The 17,653-nt window shown below is 73.4% G+C and carries 9 protein-coding genes; 2 read left to right on the top strand and 7 right to left on the bottom strand.

Annotation, left to right across the window (positions count from 1 at the left end; genetic code table 11):
* Positions 1 to 179 precede the first annotated feature (179 nt).
* On the top strand, positions 180 to 5,147 hold the full coding sequence (locus OOK31_RS38285) for an NAD-glutamate dehydrogenase (protein WP_267092066.1): 4,968 nt from the start codon (positions 180 to 182) through the stop codon (positions 5,145 to 5,147).
* 120 nt (positions 5,148 to 5,267) lie between these two features.
* Here the strand turns inward: OOK31_RS38285 and OOK31_RS38280 are convergent, their stop codons facing one another.
* Together OOK31_RS38280 and OOK31_RS38275 are read right to left on the bottom strand one after the other, a co-directional pair.
* Positions 5,268 to 6,050 carry an ABC transporter ATP-binding protein gene (locus tag OOK31_RS38280; protein ID WP_267092065.1) on the bottom strand — a complete coding sequence of 261 codons (783 nt, stop codon included), beginning with the start codon at positions 6,048 to 6,050 and terminating at the stop codon, positions 5,268 to 5,270.
* The gene (locus OOK31_RS38275) at positions 6,043 to 6,954 is read right to left on the bottom strand and encodes an ABC transporter permease (protein ID WP_267092064.1); all 912 of its coding nucleotides are present in this window, start codon (positions 6,952 to 6,954) and stop codon (positions 6,043 to 6,045) included. The genes OOK31_RS38280 and OOK31_RS38275 overlap by 8 nt, the downstream gene beginning before the upstream one ends.
* Positions 6,955 to 7,089: 135 nt before the next feature.
* Between OOK31_RS38275 and OOK31_RS38270 the strand changes: the two genes are divergently transcribed.
* Positions 7,090 to 7,701 (top strand): TetR/AcrR family transcriptional regulator, encoded by a 612-nt coding sequence (locus OOK31_RS38270; protein WP_267092063.1) that lies wholly within the window; start codon positions 7,090 to 7,092, stop codon positions 7,699 to 7,701.
* Positions 7,702 to 7,708: 7 nt separating this feature from the next.
* Here the strand turns inward: OOK31_RS38270 and OOK31_RS38265 are convergent, their stop codons facing one another.
* The 5 genes from OOK31_RS38265 to OOK31_RS38245 all read right to left on the bottom strand — a co-directional run bounded on the left by OOK31_RS38265 (position 7,709) and on the right by OOK31_RS38245 (position 17,224).
* Positions 7,709 to 9,979: a bifunctional glycosyltransferase family 2 protein/CDP-glycerol:glycerophosphate glycerophosphotransferase gene (locus tag OOK31_RS38265; protein ID WP_267092062.1), complete on the bottom strand. Its 2,271-nt coding sequence runs from the start codon at positions 9,977 to 9,979 to the stop codon at positions 7,709 to 7,711.
* Positions 9,980 to 10,153: 174 nt separating this feature from the next.
* A complete protein-coding gene (locus tag OOK31_RS38260) occupies positions 10,154 to 11,026 on the bottom strand; it encodes a carbohydrate ABC transporter permease (RefSeq protein ID WP_267092061.1) in 873 nt (290 codons plus the stop codon).
* A complete protein-coding gene (locus OOK31_RS38255; RefSeq protein WP_267092060.1) occupies positions 11,023 to 12,378 on the bottom strand; it encodes a carbohydrate ABC transporter permease in 1,356 nt (451 codons plus the stop codon). The genes OOK31_RS38260 and OOK31_RS38255 overlap by 4 nt, the downstream gene beginning before the upstream one ends.
* A 3-nt stretch (positions 12,379 to 12,381) precedes the next feature.
* On the bottom strand, positions 12,382 to 13,743 hold the full coding sequence (locus OOK31_RS38250) for an ABC transporter substrate-binding protein (RefSeq protein ID WP_267092059.1): 1,362 nt from the start codon (positions 13,741 to 13,743) through the stop codon (positions 12,382 to 12,384).
* 106 nt (positions 13,744 to 13,849) lie between these two features.
* On the bottom strand, positions 13,850 to 17,224 hold the full coding sequence (locus OOK31_RS38245) for an FHA domain-containing protein (RefSeq protein WP_267092083.1): 3,375 nt from the start codon (positions 17,222 to 17,224) through the stop codon (positions 13,850 to 13,852).
* Positions 17,225 to 17,653: the final 429 nt, after the last annotated feature.

Here is a 17,653-nt window from a genome sequence, read left to right as displayed (position 1 = left end):
TGGTTCTTGCCACCGGGACCTTCACCCTCACATGGTGTCCGAAACCCTCCCGGTCGGTTCTCCCGACGACATAGCGTCGATCTCGAATCCGGACGGACACGCCCGCCCCGTGGCGGAGCTGCGTCCTTCCTTCCTTCACCACCTACGTCACGCAATGGCGCGCGACAGGAGCCAGGGACATGCAGACCAAGCTGGACGAAGCAAAGGCCGAGCTGCTCGCGCGGGCGGCACGGGTAGCTGAGAACAGCCCGGCCGGGGGGCTACTTCCGACTGGGTCCGAGCACGGGGAGCGTCCCGAACAGGGGACGACGCTCGCCTACCTCCAGCGCTACTACCTGCACACCGCACCCGAGGACCTGCTGGACCGGGACCCCGTCGACGTGTTCGGCGCGGCGCTCTCCCACTACCGGCTCGCCGAGATCCGGCCGCAGGGCACCGCGAACGTCCGCGTGCAGACCCCCACGGTCGAGGAGAACGGCTGGACCTCCAGCCACTCGGTCGTCGAGGTCGTCACCGACGACATGCCGTTCCTCGTGGACTCCGTCACCAACGAGCTGTCCCGCCAGGGCCGCGGCATCCACGTCGTGATCCACCCGCAGGTCGTCGTACGCCGTGACATCACCGGCAAGCTCATCGAGATCCTCGGCCCCGACTGCGACGCCCACGGTCCCCGGACCGCGCGCCCCCACGACTCCCTCGTCGAGTCGTGGATCCACGTCGAGATCGACCGCGAGACCGACAAGGCCGACCTCAAGCAGATCACCGGCGACCTCCAGCGCGTCCTGTCCGACGTCCGCGAGTCCGTCGAGGACTGGGAGAAGATGCGCGACGCCGCGCTGCGCATCGCCGAGGGCCTGCCCGAGGAGCCCACCGCCCCGGACCTGCGCGAGTACGAGCTCGAAGAGGCCCGCGAGCTGCTGCGCTGGCTGGCCGACGACCACTTCACCTTCCTCGGCTACCGCGAGTACAACCTCGTCGACGGCGACGCCCTCGCGGCCGTCCCCGGCACCGGCCTCGGCATCCTGCGCTCCGACCCGCACCACAGCGGCAAGGACGACGGCCACCCCGTCTCGCCGTCCTTCAACCGGCTGCCCGCCGACGCCCGCGCCAAGGCCCGCGAACACCGCCTGCTGGTGCTGACCAAGGCCAACAGCCGCTCCACCGTGCACCGTCCCTCGTACCTCGACTACGTGGGCGTCAAGAAGTTCGACGCCGACGGCAACGTCGTCGGTGAGCGCCGCTTCCTCGGCCTGTTCTCCTCCGCCGCGTACACCGAGTCCGTGCGCCGCGTCCCGGTCATCCGCCGCAAGGTCGCCGAGGTCCTCGACGGCGCCGGCTTCGCGCCGAGCAGCCACGACGGCCGCGACCTGCTGCAGATCCTGGAGACCTACCCGCGCGACGAGCTGTTCCAGACCCCGGTCGACAAGCTCCGCGAGATCGTCACCTCCGTCCTGTACCTCCAGGAACGCCGCCGGCTGCGGCTCTACCTGCGCCAGGACGAGTACGGCCGCTACTACTCCGCGCTGGTCTACCTGCCGCGCGACCGCTTCACCACCGGTGTTCGGCTGCGCCTGATGGACATCCTGAAGGAGGAGCTCGACGGCATCAGCGTCGACTTCACCGCCTGGAACACCGAGTCGATCCTCTCCCGCATCCACTTCGTCGTCCGCGTCCCGCAGGGCACCGAGCTGCCCGTGCTCACCGAGGCCGACGTCGAGCGCATCGAGGGCCGCCTCGTCGAGGCCGCCCGCTCCTGGGCCGACGGCTTCCAGGAGGCGCTGATCGCCGAGCTGGGCGAGGAGCGCGCCGCCGAACTGCTGCGCAAGTACGGCACCTCTTTCCCCGAGGGCTACAAGGCCGACCACTCGCCGCGCGCGGCCGTCGCCGACCTGTGCCACCTGGAGCGGCTCTCCGCGAGCGAGCGCGAGTTCGCGCTCTCCCTCTACGAGCCGGTCGGCGCGGGCCCCGGCGAGCGCCGCTTCAAGATCTACCGCACCGGCGAGCAGGTCTCCCTCTCCGCCGTCCTGCCGGTCCTGCAGCGCCTGGGCGTCGAGGTCACCGACGAGCGTCCGTACGAGCTGCGCCGCACCGACCGGGTCAGCGCCTGGATCTACGACTTCGGCCTGCGCATGCCGCTCGCCACGGGCAACGGCGACTCCTACCTCGGGGACGACGCCCGCGAACGCTTCCAGGAGGCCTTCGCGGCCGTCTGGACCGGCGAGGCCGAGAACGACAACTTCAACACCCTGGTGCTGGGCGCCGGGCTGACCTGGCGACAGGCCGTCGTGCTGCGCGCGTACGCCAAGTACCTGCGCCAGGCCGTCTCACCCTTCAGCCAGGACTACATGGAGGACACCCTCCGCAACAACGTCCACACCACCCGGCTGCTGGTCTCCCTCTTCGAGGCCAAGATGTCGCCGGTCCGCCAGGCCGCCGGCACCGAGCTCGTCGACGCCATGCTGGAGGAGCTCGACGGGGCCCTGGACCAGGTCGCCTCGCTCGACGAGGACCGCATCCTGCGCGCCTTCCTCACGCTGATCAAGGCGACCCTGCGGACCAACTTCTTCCAGAAGAACGCCGCGGGCGAAGACCACGCCTACGTGTCGATGAAGTTCGACCCGCAGGCCATCCCGGACCTGCCGGCCCCGCGCCCCGCCTTCGAGATCTGGGTGTACTCCCCGCGCGTCGAGGGCGTCCACCTGCGCTTCGGCAAGGTCGCCCGAGGCGGCCTGCGCTGGTCCGACCGCCGCGAGGACTTCCGTACGGAGATCCTCGGCCTGGTCAAGGCGCAGATGGTCAAGAACACCGTCATCGTGCCGGTCGGCGCCAAGGGCGGCTTCGTCGCGAAGAACCTCCCCGACCCGTCGGTGGACCGCGACGCCTGGCTCGCCGAGGGCATCGCCTCGTACAAGATCTTCATCTCGGCGCTGCTCGACATCACCGACAACATGGTCGCCGGCGAGGTCGTACCGCCGAAGGGCGTGGTCCGCCACGACGAGGACGACACCTACCTCGTCGTCGCCGCCGACAAGGGCACCGCGACCTTCTCCGACATCGCCAACGGGGTCGCCGAGTCCTACGGCTTCTGGCTGGGCGACGCCTTCGCCTCCGGCGGCTCGGCCGGCTACGACCACAAGGGCATGGGCATCACCGCGCGCGGCGCGTGGGAGTCGGTCAAGCGCCACTTCCGCGAGCTGGGCCACGACACCCAGACCCAGGACTTCACGGTCGTGGGCGTCGGCGACATGTCCGGCGACGTCTTCGGCAACGGCATGCTGCTCTCCGAGCACATCCGCCTGGTCGCAGCCTTCGACCACCGGCACATCTTCATCGACCCGAACCCGGACTCGGCCACCTCCTACGCCGAGCGCCGCCGCCTCTTCGACCTGCCGCGTTCCTCCTGGGCCGACTACGACACCGCGCTGCTCTCGGCGGGCGGCGGCATCCACCCGCGCAGCGCGAAGGCCATCCCGGTCAACGCGCAGGTCCGCGAGGCCCTCGGCATCGAGCCGGGCGTCACCAAGATGACCCCCGCCGAACTGATGCAGGCCGTCCTCCAGGCCCCCGTGGACCTGCTGTGGAACGGCGGCATCGGCACGTACGTCAAGGCCACCGCCGAGACGCACGCCGACGTCGGCGACAAGGCCAACGACGCCATCCGCGTCGACGGCTCCGAGGTCCGCGCCCGGGTCATCGGCGAGGGCGGCAACCTCGGCCTGACCCAGCTCGGCCGCATCGAGTTCGCCCGCAGCGGCGCCGGCGGCGAAGGCGGAAAGATCAACACCGACGCCATCGACAACAGCGCCGGCGTGGACACCTCCGACCACGAGGTGAACATCAAGATCCTGCTGAACGCGGTCGTCGCGGACGGCGACATGACCGTCAAGCAGCGCAACAAGCTCCTCGCCGAGATGACCGACGAGGTCGGCTCCCTGGTGCTGCGCAACAACTACGCGCAGAACACCGCCCTCGCCAACGGCTCCGCCCAGGCCCCCAGCCTGCTCCACGCCCAGCAGCGCTTCATGCGCCGCCTCGGCCGGGACGGACTGCTGGACCGCCAGCTGGAGTTCCTGCCCAACGACCGGCAGATCCGCGAGCTGCTCAACAACGGCAAGGGCCTGACCCAGCCGGAGCTGGCCGTCCTGTTCGCCTACACCAAGATCACGGTGGCGGACGAGCTCATCGCCACCGAGCTGCCGGACGACCCGTACCTGCGCCGCCTGCTGCACGCCTACTTCCCGGGCGCCCTGCGCGAGAAGTTCCCCGAGCAGATCGAGGCCCACGCCCTGCGCCGGGAGATCACCACCACCCTCCTGGTCAACGACACCGTCAACACCGGCGGTTCCACCTTCCTGCACCGTCTGCGCGAGGAGACCGGGGCCTCCCTGGAGGAGATCGTCCGGGCGCAGCTCGCGGCCCGCGAGATCTTCGGCCTGGCCGAGGTGTGGGACGCGGTCGAGGCCCTCGACAACAAGGTCGCCGCCGACGTCCAGACCCGGGTGCGGCTGCACTCGCGGCGCCTGGTCGAGCGCGGCACCCGCTGGCTGCTCAACAACCGGCCGCAGCCCCTCCAGATCACCGAGACCATCGAGCTCTTCGGTGCCCGGGTGGCGCAGGTCTGGTCCGAGGTGCCGAAGCTGGTGCGCGGCGCCGACCTGGAGTGGTACCAGTCGGTGATGGACGAGCTGATCGGCGAGGGCCTGCCGGAGGAGCTCGCGGCGAAGGTCGCCGGCTTCTCCTCGGCCTTCCCGACGCTGGACATCGTCGCCATCGCGGACCGTACGGGTCTGGACCCGCTGGCCGTCGCCGAGGTCTACTACGACCTCGCCGACCGCCTCGACATCACCCAGCTCATGGACCGCATCATCGAGCTGCCGCGCGCCGACCGCTGGCAGTCCATGGCCCGCGCCTCCATCCGCGAGGACCTCTTCGCGGCGCACGCGGCGCTGACCGCCGACGTGCTGGCGGTGGGCAACGGCGAGTCGAGCCCCGAGGAGCGCTTCAAGTCCTGGGAGGACAGGAACGCCGCGATCATCGGGCGTGCCCGGACGACCCTGGACGAGATCCGGGGCTCGGACGACTTCGACCTGGCGAACCTGTCGGTGGCGATGCGGACGATGCGCAGCCTCCTGCGGGCGCACGCGTAGGCGTCGCGGGGGTGTACCGGAACGGGCCGGGCCCGGGACCTTGTGGTCCCGGGCCCGGCCCGTCCGTTCGTTCTGGGTGCGGCGCCGTTGCCGGGGGCGCTGCCCCCGGACCCCCGCGCCTCAGGCTCCGGCGGGGCTGGAACGGGTGAAGGCCTCGTAGGCGTCGCAGACCTCCTGGGACGGGCCGTCCATCCGCAGGACGCCCGATTCCAGCCAGATCGCCCGGTCGCAGGTCTCGCGGACCGTGCCGATGCCGTGGCTGACGAGGAAGACGGTGCCCGCGCGTTCGCGCAGCTCCTCGATGCGTTTGTGGCTGCGGCGCTGGAAGGCGGCGTCGCCGGTGGCGAGGGCCTCGTCGATCATCAGGACGTCGTGGTCCTTGGCGGCGGCGATGGAGAACCGCAGCCGGGCGCCCATGCCGGAGGAGTAGGTGCGCATCGGCAGGGAGATGAAGTCGCCCTTCTCGTTGATCCCGGAGAAGTCGACGATGTCCTGGTAGCGCTCGTGGACCTGCCGGCGGGTCATGCCCATCGCGAGTCCGCCGAGGACCACGTTGCGTTCGCCGGTGAGGTCGTTCATCAGGGCGGCGTTCACTCCGAGGAGGGACGGCTGGCCGTGCGAGTAGACGGCGCCGCGGGCCACCGGCTGGAGGCCGGCGATGGCCTTGAGGAGGGTGGACTTGCCGGAGCCGTTGGAGCCGATGAGGCCGATCGCCTCGCCCTTGTAGGCGGTGAAGCTGACGCCCTTGACGGCGTGCACCTCGCGGACGCCCGGGGCCGGCCCGCGGGAGAAGATCCGGCTGAGGGCGGCGGTCGCCCCGCCCTTGCGGGCGCCGGCGCCGTGCACCTTGTAGACGACGTGGACCTCGTCCGCGATGACGGTCGGGACACGGGTGTCAGCCACGGCCGTACTCCTCCTCGGCCTTCCAGAACCAGACGAACCCGCCGGCACCTGCCAGCAGGGCCCAGCCGATGGCGATCGGCCACACGTGGTGCGGGAGCGAGCCCGCCTCGAAGCTGTCGATCAGGGCGAACCGCATCAGGTCGATGTAGACGGCCGCCGGGTTGGTCTTGAGCAGCAGCGAGACCCACTGCGGCAGGTGGTCGGTCCTGAGGACGGTGTCGATGGACCACATCACGCCGGAGGAGTACATCCAGGTCCGCAGTACGAACGGCATCAGCTGGCTGACGTCCGGGCTCTTGCTGCCGATGCGGGCCATGACCATCGCGCAGCCCGCGCAGAAGACGGCCATCAGGAACAGCGTCGGGAGCGCGATCAGCCAGGAGGGGGAGGGGGTCTGGCCGAAGGCCAGCAGCAGGACGACCAGGGCCCCCATGGTGACGAGCAGCTGCTGGAAGAGCTGCACGACGGAGGAGATCGGCAGGCTGGCGCGGGGGAAGTGCAGCGCCCGGACCAGGCCGAGGTTGCTGTGCACGGCGCGGGTGCCGGCGTTGACGGAACTGCCGATGAAGTCCCAGACGAAGACGCCGGTGATCAGGAAGGGCACGTAGTCGGGAACGCCGTGGCTGGCGTGCATGACGATGCCGAAGACGAAGTAGTAGACGGCCGCGTTGAGCAGCGGGGTCATCAGGTGCCAGACCTGGCCGAGCTTGGCCGTGCTGTACGTGGCGTGCATGCGGGCGGTCGCGTACGCCGTCACGAAGTGGCGGCGGTCCCAGAGCTCCGCGACGTAGCGGGGCAGCGGGGGGCGGGCGCCGCTGAGGGTCAGGCCGTGGGCCGCCGCCAGTTCCGCGGGGGTCGGGGGTGCGGTCGCGGTGGCCGCTGTCGCTGTGGTCGCTGGGGTCACGGGGGTCGCTTTCGACGGGGTCACGATGGGACGGGTCCGTATCGTCGCTACGCCGAGGTTACGACCACGGTACGTCGGAACGCAACCGTATCGTCGTGACGGCCGGGTGCTGGCGTGCGCCGCTATGCTCTGGGCATGACCAACGAGCCCGCCGCCGCCCCCGCCCGCCGCGCCCCCGCCGGCGCCGCCGTCCTGCGCGAGGACGTGACCGAGGCGATCCGCGCGGCGGTACTGGCGGAGCTCGCCGCCGTCGGGTTCTCCCGGATGTCCATCGAGGGCGTCGCACGCCGCGCGGGCGTCGGCAAGACCGCCGTCTACCGGCGCTGGAAGTCCAAGCTCCACCTGGTGCTCGACCTGATCGGCGCCTTCGCCGCGGACGGCCTCCCGGTCCCCTCCACGGGCTCGCTGTACGGGGACGTACGCGCCCTGCTGGAGGTCATGTCACACGTGCTGCGCCACCCCGTGGCCTCGGCGGTGATCCCCGACCTCCTGGTGGAGGCGGCCCGCAACCCCGAGATCGCGGAAGCCGTACGGGGCGCCCTCCTCGACGGCCAGCGCCGGATGGCGGAGGGCATCGTCGCCGAAGCCGTGACCCGGGGCGAACTCCCGCCGGGCCTCGACCCGTCCAAGGCCCTGGACCTCGCCCTCGGCCCCCTCTACTGGCGCCAGGTCATCATCGAGGACCCGGTCCCGCCCGCCTACCTGGACACCCTCGCCCACCAGGTCGTGGCGGGCCTGAAGGCCTGACCGCCGCCTACGGCCAGAGGGTGGTCGTCAGCGGCGTCAGGTCCGGGGTGGTGGCGGACGGGGCCGGCGGGGCGGGGTGGCGGTCCTCCAGCGGGGTGACCGGCGGGGTCGGGGCGGACTCGCCCAGGAAGACGCGGCGGACGACGCGTTCCGCCGCGTGGCCGTCGTCGTACGAGCAGAAGCGGGACCGGAACGCGGCGCGCAGCTGGGCCGAGCGGGAGCCCTGCCAGTGGCCGGTGGCGAAGATGTCCACGAGCTCGTCCTCGGTGCGGGCGATCGCCCCGGGCGGGCAGGCCCGCAGGTCGAAGTAGGTGCCGCGGGCGGCCTCGTACGCCTCCCAGTCGTCGGCGTGGATCACGATCGGCCGGTCCAGCGCCGCGTAGTCGAACATCAGGGACGAGTAGTCGGTGACGAGCGCGTCCGAGGCGAGGCACAGCTCCTCCACCGAGGGGTGCGCGGAGACGTCGATCAGGCGCGGGTGCGGGTCGGGGCGGGCGGCGTCGGTGCCCGCGTACGTGAGGTGTTCGCGGGTCAGCAGGACGAAGCGCGGGCCCAGGTCGCGCAGGACCCGTTCGAAGTCCAGGTGGTCGGGCCGGCTGCGCCGGTAGTCGCGGTGCGTCGGGGCGTACAGGACCGCCGTGGTGCCCGGGGCGATGCCGAGGCGTTCGCGCAGGGCGAGGACATCGGCCTGGGTGGCCCGGTGGAAGAGGTCGTTGCGCGGGTAGCCGTACTCGAGGGTGGTGTAGGTGGCGGGGACGGCCTTCTCCCAGACCAGGGTGGAGTGCCGGTTCGCGGAGAGCAGGTAGTCCCACTGGTCGGCGCCGCGCAGCAGGCCCGCGAAGTCCGTCGTCGGGGTGGCGGCCGGCCGGTCCTGGAGGTCCAGGCCGACCCGCTTGAGCGGGGTGCCGTGCTGGGTCTGGAGCAGGATCTGGCCGCGCCGCTTGACCAGCGCGCGGTCGAAGTTGACGTTGGTGGTGAGGTACGTGGCCCGGGCCAGGGCCGTCCAGTACGCCGCCGAACCGGGCCGCAGCGCCAGCGTCTGCGGCGGCAGGCCGGCCGCGTGCCGGGGGTCGCAGATCCACGCGGTGCGCATCCGCGGGGCCAGCTCCCGCAGCTTCGCCTCGACGGCCGCCGGGTTGCAGGCGTAGCCGCCGTGCCAGTACGCGGAGAACACCGCCAGCTCGGGCCGCAGCGGCAGGAGCCGCTGGACGCGGTAGTGCAGGCGCAGGGCGCTCTCCCGCAGGCCCCGCCACAGGGCCGTGCCGGTGGCCGCGCAGGCCAGCGACGCCGAGCGGAGGGCGGAGAGGGTGCGGTAGGTGCGCCGGACGCCGAGCCGCATCAGTGTGTGCCGCAGCTGGTCGGTGCGCGACAGCGACAGCGGGACGGCCCCGCCCTTGACGCCCGGGGTGCGGTAGCGGCGCAGCAGGGCCGAGGCGCGGGCGAAGAACTCGGGCCGGGCGGCGCGCGGGAGGCGGCGCGGGTCGGCGTACAGGGCGCAGAAGTGCTCGGCCATCCTGCGGTGCACGGCGGGCCGCCAGCGCTCCAGCTCGGGGCGGGCGGCGATCTGGCCGAAGACCCGGTCGTACTGGTCGAAGATGTCGAGGTGGCGGCGGCTGGAGGTGGTCAGGATCGAGCCCGTGCGGCGCTGGCGGTAGTGCACGCACACCCGGTCCAGGACGGCCACGGACTCGGCGGCCAGCAGCGCCGGATAGGTCCAGGGGGTGTCCTCGTACAAGCCGGGCGGGAATTCGAGGCCCTCGCGCTCCACGTACTCGCGGCGGTACGCCTTGTTCCACACCACCATCAGCATGCCGAGGAGGGCGGGGCGGTCGGCGAGGCGGAAGCTGGCCGGGCCCTCCTCGCAGAGCCGGTGCGAGAGGCGGTTGCGGACGAGCTCGCCGGTCCAGAAGCTGCGCGCGTAGTCGTAGACGAGGACGTCGGGGGAGCCGGTGGCCTTGAGCCGGTCGGTGAGGGCCTGGAGGGCGCCGGGGGTCAGCGTGTCATCGCCGTCGAGGAAGATCAGGTAGTCGCCGGTGGCCCGGGCCAGACCCGCGTTGCGGGCCGGCCCGAGGCCGAGGTTGTGCGCCAGGTGCACGGCGGTGACCCGGGGGTCACGGGCCGCGTAGTCGTCGATGATCGAGCCGCAGGCGTCCGGGGAGGCGTCGTCGACCGCGATCAGTTCCAGATCCGGGTACGACTGGGACAGGACGGAGTCCAGACTCTCCTGGAGGTACGCCTGAACCTTGTACGCGGGCACGATGACGCTGAACCGGGGCACGGCACATCCAGGGGTCGGCGCGGGCATATGGCCCATGGAACCGCGCGCGCGGCGATCGGGTTACGCACCGTGTGGCATTCGGGTTACGCAGAGTCAACGCAGCATGTCAATCGCGTGATCGCCTCGTGCGAGCCGCTACCTGACGCCGCTACCTGACGCCGCTACTTGGCGTCGCTACTTGACGGCCCCGGCCATCACCCCCGACACGAACTGCCGCTGGAAGGCGAAGAAGACCACCAGCGGGACCACCATCGACAGGAACGCGCCGGGCGCCAGGACGTCGATGTTGTTCCCGAACTGCCGTACCTGCTGCTGGAGCGCGACCGTGACGGGCGGGTGCGCCGAGTCGGCGAAGACCAGCGCCACCAGCATGTCGTTCCACACCCACAGGAACTGGAAGATGCCGAGCGAGGCGATGGCCGGACCGCCCAGCGGCAGCACCACCCGGGCGAACAGCCGCAGTTCGCCCGCCCCGTCGAGGCGCGCCGCCTCCAGCAGCTCGCGCGGGATCTCCGCGAAGAAGTTCCGCAGCAGGAACACCGCGAAGGGCAGCCCGAAGGCGGTGTGGAAGAGCACCACCCCGGCCGTGGTCTCGAACAGGCCGAGCGTGCCGAAGAGTTCGGAGACCGGGATCAGCGCCACCTGTACGGGGACCACCAGCAGCCCCACCACGAGCAGGAACAGCCAGTCCCGGCCGGGGAACTCCAGCCAGGCGAAGGCGTACCCGGCGAACGAGCCCAGGACGAGCACGAGGAGCGTCGCCGGGACGGCGATCGCCACCGTGTTCAGCAGCGAGCCGGTGATGGTGTCGTTGGCCAGCAGCCGCCCGTAGTTCGAGGCCGTCAGGCGCGCGGGCTCGCTCAGCACCTGCCACCAGCCGCCGTCGTTCAGGTCGGTGGGGGACAGGAACGAGGAGATCAGCAGCCCGAGCGTCGGCAGCAGCCAGAACAGCGCCGCCAGTACCAGGAAGACCCGCAGGGCCCCGCCCGCCGCCCGCGCGGCCAGCCGGCCGGACGACGAGGTGCGGCTGCCGTGTGCCGTGCTCATCGGGAGGCCTCCTTGCGCATCCTGCGGATGTTCACCAGCATCACCGGCACCACCAGCACCAGGAGCAGGACGGCGATGGCGCTGCCGAGCCCCGGATCGGCGTCCGTCCCGAAGGAGGTCCGGTACAGCTGGAGCGCGAGCACGTTCGCGTCGTCCTGGACCGCGCCCGGCGCGATCACGAAGACCAGGTCGAAGATCTTCATCACGTTGATCACGAGGGTGACCAGCACCACCACCAGCACCGGAGCCAGCAGCGGCACCGTGATCCGGCGGAACACCTGCCACTCGCCCGCCCCGTCCACCCGCGCCGCCTCCAGCAGCTCCCGCGGTACGGCCGCCAGCCCGGCCGCGATCAGCACCATCGCGAAACCGGCCCACATCCACACGTACGCCCCGATGACGGCGGGTGTCACCAGCGTCGGGCCCAGCCAGTCCACCCCCGCGTACGCCTCCCGGAAGTTCGCCGCGGGCAGCCGCAGCCGTGCCCCGTCGGCCGATGCGGGCAGGGTGAAGGTGCCGTCGGCGCGGGCCGTCGCCGAGGCCACCACCCGACCGTCCCGGACCGCCTCGATCCGCATCCCGGCCAGCCCCGACTCCGTCGGGTCGACCACGTTCACCGCGCCGCCCCCGCCCCGGGTGAAGTCCTGCCACACCGTCCCGGTGACCTTCCCCGGCTCGGCGGCGGAGCTCCCCGCCGTACGGGTCCCCTCCGGCAGGGCCTCCGGCGCGACCCCGACCAGCGGCAGCAGCGCGGGCACGCCCGCCCGTACCGGCTCGCGCGTCACGAACGCACCCCCCTCGGCCGGCTCCAGCGGGGAGTCCCGGCCCGGCCTGGCCTTGGGGAAGGCGGAGGCCTGCGCGAAGGTGTCGTGCACCCCGACCCACACGGCGTTCGCGACGCCCCGGTCCGGGTCGTGGTCGTAGACGAGGCGGAAGATGATGCCCGCCGCCAGCATCGAGATGGCCATCGGCATGAAGACGAGCAGTTTGAACGCCGTGCCCCAGCGCACCCGTTCGGCGAGCACCGCGAACACCAGGCCCAGCGCGGTGGCCGTCGTCGGGGCCAGCACCACCCACAGAGCCGTGTTGCCCAGCGCCGTACGGATCGTGTCGTCGCTCAGGATCTCCTGGTAGTTGGCCGCCCCGACGAAGGTGTCGCCGGAGTGGTCGAAGAGGCTGCGGTAGAGGGAGTAGCCGATGGGCTGCACGACGAGCGCGCCCAGCAGCACCAGCGCGGGCAGCAGGAACGCCGCCGCGATCAGCCGCCGGCGGCCGTGCGCGGAGCGCGGGCTACGGGGGACCGGGTGCGGGGTCGGAGTGCGCCCGCCCGGAGGGGTTCCGGAGGCCGCCACCGGTCAGTTCCCGTACGCCTTGGACGCGTCCGCCTCCAGCCTCGCCTGGATCCCCGCCACGTCCGACGGGTTCGCCAGGAAGTCCTGGAGCGCCTTCCACTCACCCGCCCCCGGCGTCCCCCCGAAGGCCGCCGGAGCCTGGTCCGACATGTCGAAGCGGAAGTCGTCGCCCGCCGCGATCAGCGCCTTCGCGATGTCCCGCTGGATGGCGTTCGGGTACGCGCCCGGGTCCACGGCCTTGTTCGGGGAGACGAAACCGCCCTCCCGGGCCTGGATCTCCGCCGCGTCCGCCGACGCCAGGAAGGTCAGCAGGGCCTGCGCCCCCTTCGAGGGCTTCAGCGCCACCGCCACGTCACCGCCCGACACCACCGGCGCCTTCGCGCCCACCGCCGGGAAGGGGAACACCAGCGCGTCCTTGCCGACCTTCGCCTCGGTCTGCCCGATGTTCACCGCCACGAAGTCGCCCTCGAAGACCATCGCCGCCGCCGGCCGGTCACCCCCGGTGAAGGTCTGCGTCACCGACTTCGGGAACTCCGTCGACAGCGCCCCGCTCTGCCCGCCCGCCAGGAAGTCCTTGCGCCCGAACAGCTGCCCCAGGGTGGTCAGCGCCTGCTTCACGCTGTCGTCCGTCCACTTCAGCTGGTGCTTCGCCAACTGGTCGTACTTCTCCGGGCCCGCCTGCGAGAGGTAGACGTTCTCGAACCAGTCCGTCAGCGTCCAGCCGTCCGCGCCCGCCACCGAGACCGCCGGGGTACCCGAGGCCGACAGGGTGTCCGCGGCGGCGATCAGCTCCTTCCAGTCCTTCGGGGGCTTGACGCCCGCCGCCTCGAAGGCCTTCGCGTTGTACCAGATCAGCGACTTGTTGGCCGCCTTGTAGTAGACGCCGTACTGGGTGCCGTCGACCGCGCCGAGGTTCTTCCAGCCCGCCGAGTAGTTCGCGTCCAGCTGCGCCCTGGCCTCCGGCCCCACCGGCTGCGCCCACTTGTTCTTCACCGCCGCCGTCAGCGCCCCGACCTGCGGGAGCAGCGCCACGTCCGGCGGCGCACCGCCCGCGATCTTGGTGCCGAGGAAGGTGACGATCGGATCCTGCGCCGGAACGAAGGTGACGCTCGCGCCCGTCCGCTTCTCGAACTCCTTCAGGACCTTCGTGAAGTTGGCCTGCTCCGGGCCCGTCCAGACCGCCGCCACCTCCAGCTTCTCGCCTGCCAGCTTCGGTAACTCCACCCGGGGCGCCGCCGGCTCGCCGGTGGCCGGCTGCCCCGGCTGCGGCTGCGGGTCACCGCCGCACGCGGTGAGCGCGAGCGCGCCCGCGGCGGCCAGCGCCGCCCAGCTCAGTTTCGTACGGCTCTTCCCGTGCTCGCGCATGGCTGTGCCCCCGATGCCCGTGATGTGTCCCGGACCACAAGGTCTACGCCGACCCGGGCACCCCCGCAATACCGCCTCGCGGGGGTGCGCGGGGGCCGTCCTGGCGTCAGGGGGCCGGCGGGAACAGCACCGGTACCGCCGAGACCAGGTGCGAGGCCCGGTCCAGGGCGCTCGCCAGGAGCGCCAGGTCCGTCGGGCCGTTGCCCAGCTCGCGCACCGGGCGGCGGGCCGGTGGATCACCCATCCGCTCCCACTCCACCGGCACCACGGTCGGCCTCGACGTCGCCGTCCGCGGGATCCGGCCCGTGACCCGGCCCGCCTGGAACGGGACCGTCCGGCCGTCCGCGTACCGCAGCAGGCCGCGGCCCGGACCCGGCTGGTCCGGGGCGTCGAGCTCCACCCGCAGCGTCGCCAGCCGGGCCAGCTCCGTCTCCGCCGTACGGTCCGGGCGGGCGCTCGTCGCGATCAGGTGCACCCCGAGCCGGGTGCCCTCACGGGCCACCGCCTCCAGCGCCCGCACCACCGAACCGGCGGCCGGGCGGCCCGTACTGCCCAGCCCCGGCGCGACCAGCGCGTCGAAGTCGTCCACCAGCACCACCAGCCGGGGCAGCGGGCTCGGCCCGGCCGCCGGCTCGGCACGCGCGGCGGCGCTGCGCAGCCTCAACGTGCCGCTGCGCGGGGGGTCCAGGTCGCCGCGCAGCTCACCCGGGGCGGGCTGGCGGGGCGACACCATCCGGTCCGACAGCTCCCGGCGGGCGTGCCACTCCGCGAACGGCGCCCCGTCCAGCAGCTCGTGGCGGCGCTTCAGCTCGGCGCCGAGGGCCTGCGCGAACTCCCTCATCCGCAGCGGGTCCGAGGCCACCAGGTGTGCCGACACGTGCGGGAGTTCCGTGCACGGCAGGAGGCCGTCGCCGCGCTCCCCGCCGGCGCCGTCCAGGAGGACCAGGCCGAGGCGGTCCGGGCGGGCCGCCGCCGACAGGGAGGCCGCGACCGAGCGCAGCAGCTCCGTCCGGCCGCTCCCCGCGGGACCCTCGACGAGCAGGTGCGGGCCGTCGTGGACGAGCTCGGCGCCGACCGGGCCGCGCCGGCCCGTACCGAGCACCACCTCGGCGAGACCGCCGACGCCCTGCCCCTGGTCGGTGGCGGCAGCCCAGCGGGCCATCAGGGAGGCCGGGGTGGCGCGGGCCAGCCCCAGCTCGTCGAGGAGCCGCGAGGCCTGCGGGAGGCTGGCCGTGGCCGGCCGGTACCCGGCCTCGGCGACCGCGCCGTCCGTGCGCAGCGGGGCCAGGGCCCGGGCGAAGCGCTCCGCCCAGGCCGCCGAGACCGCGTCCGCGACGGCGGTGGTGCCCGGCGGGACGGGCCGGCCGCCGGCCGCCGCGAAGGTCCGTACCGCCGTGGCCACGTCACCGCTGAGCAGTGCCACCGTCGCGCAGTCCCGGAAGGCGGGCGTGCTCGCGCAGGCCGCGTCGTAGGTGGAGGGGACCGGGGAGGCCGCGGTCGCCGACGGGGCCTCCGCCAGCACCAGGACGTGGATCCCGGCGGCGGCCCCGTGCGAGGCGAGCCGGCCGGTGACCTCGCGCAGCGATCCCGCGCCCGGGTCGCCGTCGAGGACGAGGAGCGTGCGGGGGCCCTCGTAGGCGTACGCCGCCCCGCGCACCGCCGCCGGATCGGCGGCGGCCCAGTTCGTACCGAGCGGGCTGTCGTCCAGCCGCCGGGTCAGCTCCCCGGCGCGGGCCGCCGCCTGGTCACGGTCGTACGCCAGCAGCAGCCGGCAGTCCTGGCCGTGCGCCGGCCGTACGTGGGGCAGCCAGCCCAGCCAGCCCCAGTCGCGGCGGCGCTCCTGGACCGGGCGCGCCCGGTCGGCGGCCAGCAGCACGATCTCCAGCTGCGCGGGCGCGTGCAGCCCGGCCAGCTGGGCGATCACCGAGCGGGCCACACCCGTCAGCCGCTGCCGTGGCCCGGCGATCCCCAGCGAACCCGACTCGGCCAGCGCGACCCGGCTCCCCGCGCCGAGCCCCGCCTCCAGGAACCCGGGACGCCCGGCCCCGCGCGACCACAGCCGGCCCGTCGGCCCGAGCGCGGCCAGCAGCAGCGCGGCCGGGTCGTCGGCGTCGGGCGCGGCGGCGGCGGCCGGCGGCTCCGGCTCCACCGCGACGGCCTCGGCCTCCTCCTCACCCCGCACCCACTTGCGCGCCCACGCCCCGAGCCCGCGACGCTTTCCGGCAGCCGCCTGAGCCCCGGCCCCGTCGCCACTGCGGGCCCGCCCCGCACCGAGCACGGGCGCCCGCCCGGCCCCGGTTCCGCCTGCGGCGGGATGCCCTGCGCCTGGCCCGCCGGGGTGGCCCGCGCCGTCAGTGCCGACGCCGTCGTAGCCGGCGCCGGGGGTTCCGGTGCCGGGGTGTCCGGTGCCGGTGTGGCCGGTGTGGTGGCCCGCCCCGGGGTGCCCCGCGCCCCGGGCCCCCGTACCGGACGCACCGGCGCCGGTGCGGCCGGGGCCCGAGGAGCCCGCGCCGGGCGTACCGCCGCTGAGGTGGCCCGGGCCGGAGGCGCCGGGGGCCGGGTGGCCGAGGTCGGGGTGATCCGTGCCGAAGGCGGCCGCTCCGGGGGCGCCGGAGCCGGGACGGCCCGCGCCGGGCTGCCCTGCTCCGGGTGCGCCGCTCCCCGCGCCGCCCGCGCCGGGCTGCCCTGCTCCGGGTGCGCCCGGGGTCCGGTGGGCGGGGTCGGGGTGGCCCGGGGTGAAGGTGCCGGAGCCGGGCGCGCCGGTGCCCCGGTCGGAGCCGCTCGCAGCCGCGCCGGGCCCGTCGGGGGCCGAGGGGGCCGGGAGGGAGAGGTGGCCCTCCAGGTCCGGGATCAGAGTCAGGGGCGGCTGCGTGGTGCCGCCCGCGGCCAGCCGGAGCGTCGACTCGCCGATCCGCAGCAGCGCGCCCGGGGCCAGCGGGACCGCCCGTACCCCGACGGGGGCGCCGTCCAGGGTGGTGCCGTTCGTCGAGCCGAGGTCGGCCACCGCGACCCGCCCGTCCGGCATCACCGTCACCGCGCAGTGCAGCCGTGACACGTCCGGGTCGTCCAGCGGTACGTCCGCGTCCGCCGAGCGGCCGATCCGTACGGCCCCCGGGTGCAGCAGGTGGACCCCGCCCGCGTCGGGACCGGCCACCACGTGCAGCTGCGGGGCGGCTCCGGGGCCCTCGTCCGGCAAGGCGTCGTCGGCGGTGTCCGGTGCCGGGCCGCCCAGGGCCAGCACCGCCCCGTCGATCAGCGGCGGCTCGCCCAGTACGGCCCGCTGCGGGTCGAGCCTGCGCGTGCCGGCGTACAGGACCACCGTGCCGCCGGTGTCGGGTCCGCCCACGGTCGCCGCGAGCCCGGAGGCCACCGCCGCCAGGGCGGTACCGGCGGGCGCGGTGACGAGCACGTCACAGGTGGCGGGCGCGGCGGCGGCCTGGTGGCCGCTGCGCGATCCAAGGACGGTCAGCCGGATCTGCATCGCCGTCAGCGGTCCCTTCTGCGCGGAGCGCAGTGCGCGGTGCGTGCGTGCGCCCGGCAAGGGGAACGGCGGGCACGGCTGCCCGATCACCCCCCGCCCGGCACGGACGCGTCGTCCGGTCAGGTCTGCCGGAAGGCAGGGCTCCCGTCCCGGCCGTTCCGTACGGATGCATCCTCGCACCTGTCACCCGCAACACGCCCGGCACCCGCCCACAAATGATCTTGATCGGTCAGGTCGCCGCACATGTGTCGTACGGATGTGACACAGGTACGGGCAGGCACGGGGCAGATGCGGCGCGGCGGTGACACGGGTCCGGGCGCCGGGCCCGGTGAAAATCCGGGGAAAGAGCCCCCGGCATACCCCGCAAAAGTCACCCTCCGTACATATGTGCGGCAACCAACCTCCGCGGGCCCGCGTCTTCCCCGGGGA

This window comes from Streptomyces sp. NBC_00249 (assembly GCF_026342355.1).
Taxonomy (GTDB): Bacteria; Actinomycetota; Actinomycetes; order Streptomycetales; family Streptomycetaceae; genus Streptomyces.
The sequence above is the reverse complement of the archived record's forward strand: the minus strand, read 5'-3'. Positions and strand labels throughout refer to the sequence as shown.

What these genes read in the sequence shown, in the direction of transcription:
- OOK31_RS38285 (WP_267092066.1), top strand. Translation starts at nt 180, where the DNA reads ATGCAGACCAAGCTGGACGAAGCAAAGGCCGAGCTGCTCGCGCGGGCG.
- OOK31_RS38270 (WP_267092063.1), top strand. Translation starts at nt 7,090, where the DNA reads ATGACCAACGAGCCCGCCGCCGCCCCCGCCCGCCGCGCCCCCGCCGGC.
- OOK31_RS38260 (WP_267092061.1), bottom strand. Translation starts at nt 11,026, where the DNA reads ATGAGCACGGCACACGGCAGCCGCACCTCGTCGTCCGGCCGGCTGGCC.
- OOK31_RS38250 (WP_267092059.1), bottom strand. Translation starts at nt 13,743, where the DNA reads ATGCGCGAGCACGGGAAGAGCCGTACGAAACTGAGCTGGGCGGCGCTG.
- OOK31_RS38245 (WP_267092083.1), bottom strand. Translation starts at nt 17,224, where the DNA reads ATGCAGATCCGGCTGACCGTCCTTGGATCGCGCAGCGGCCACCAGGCC.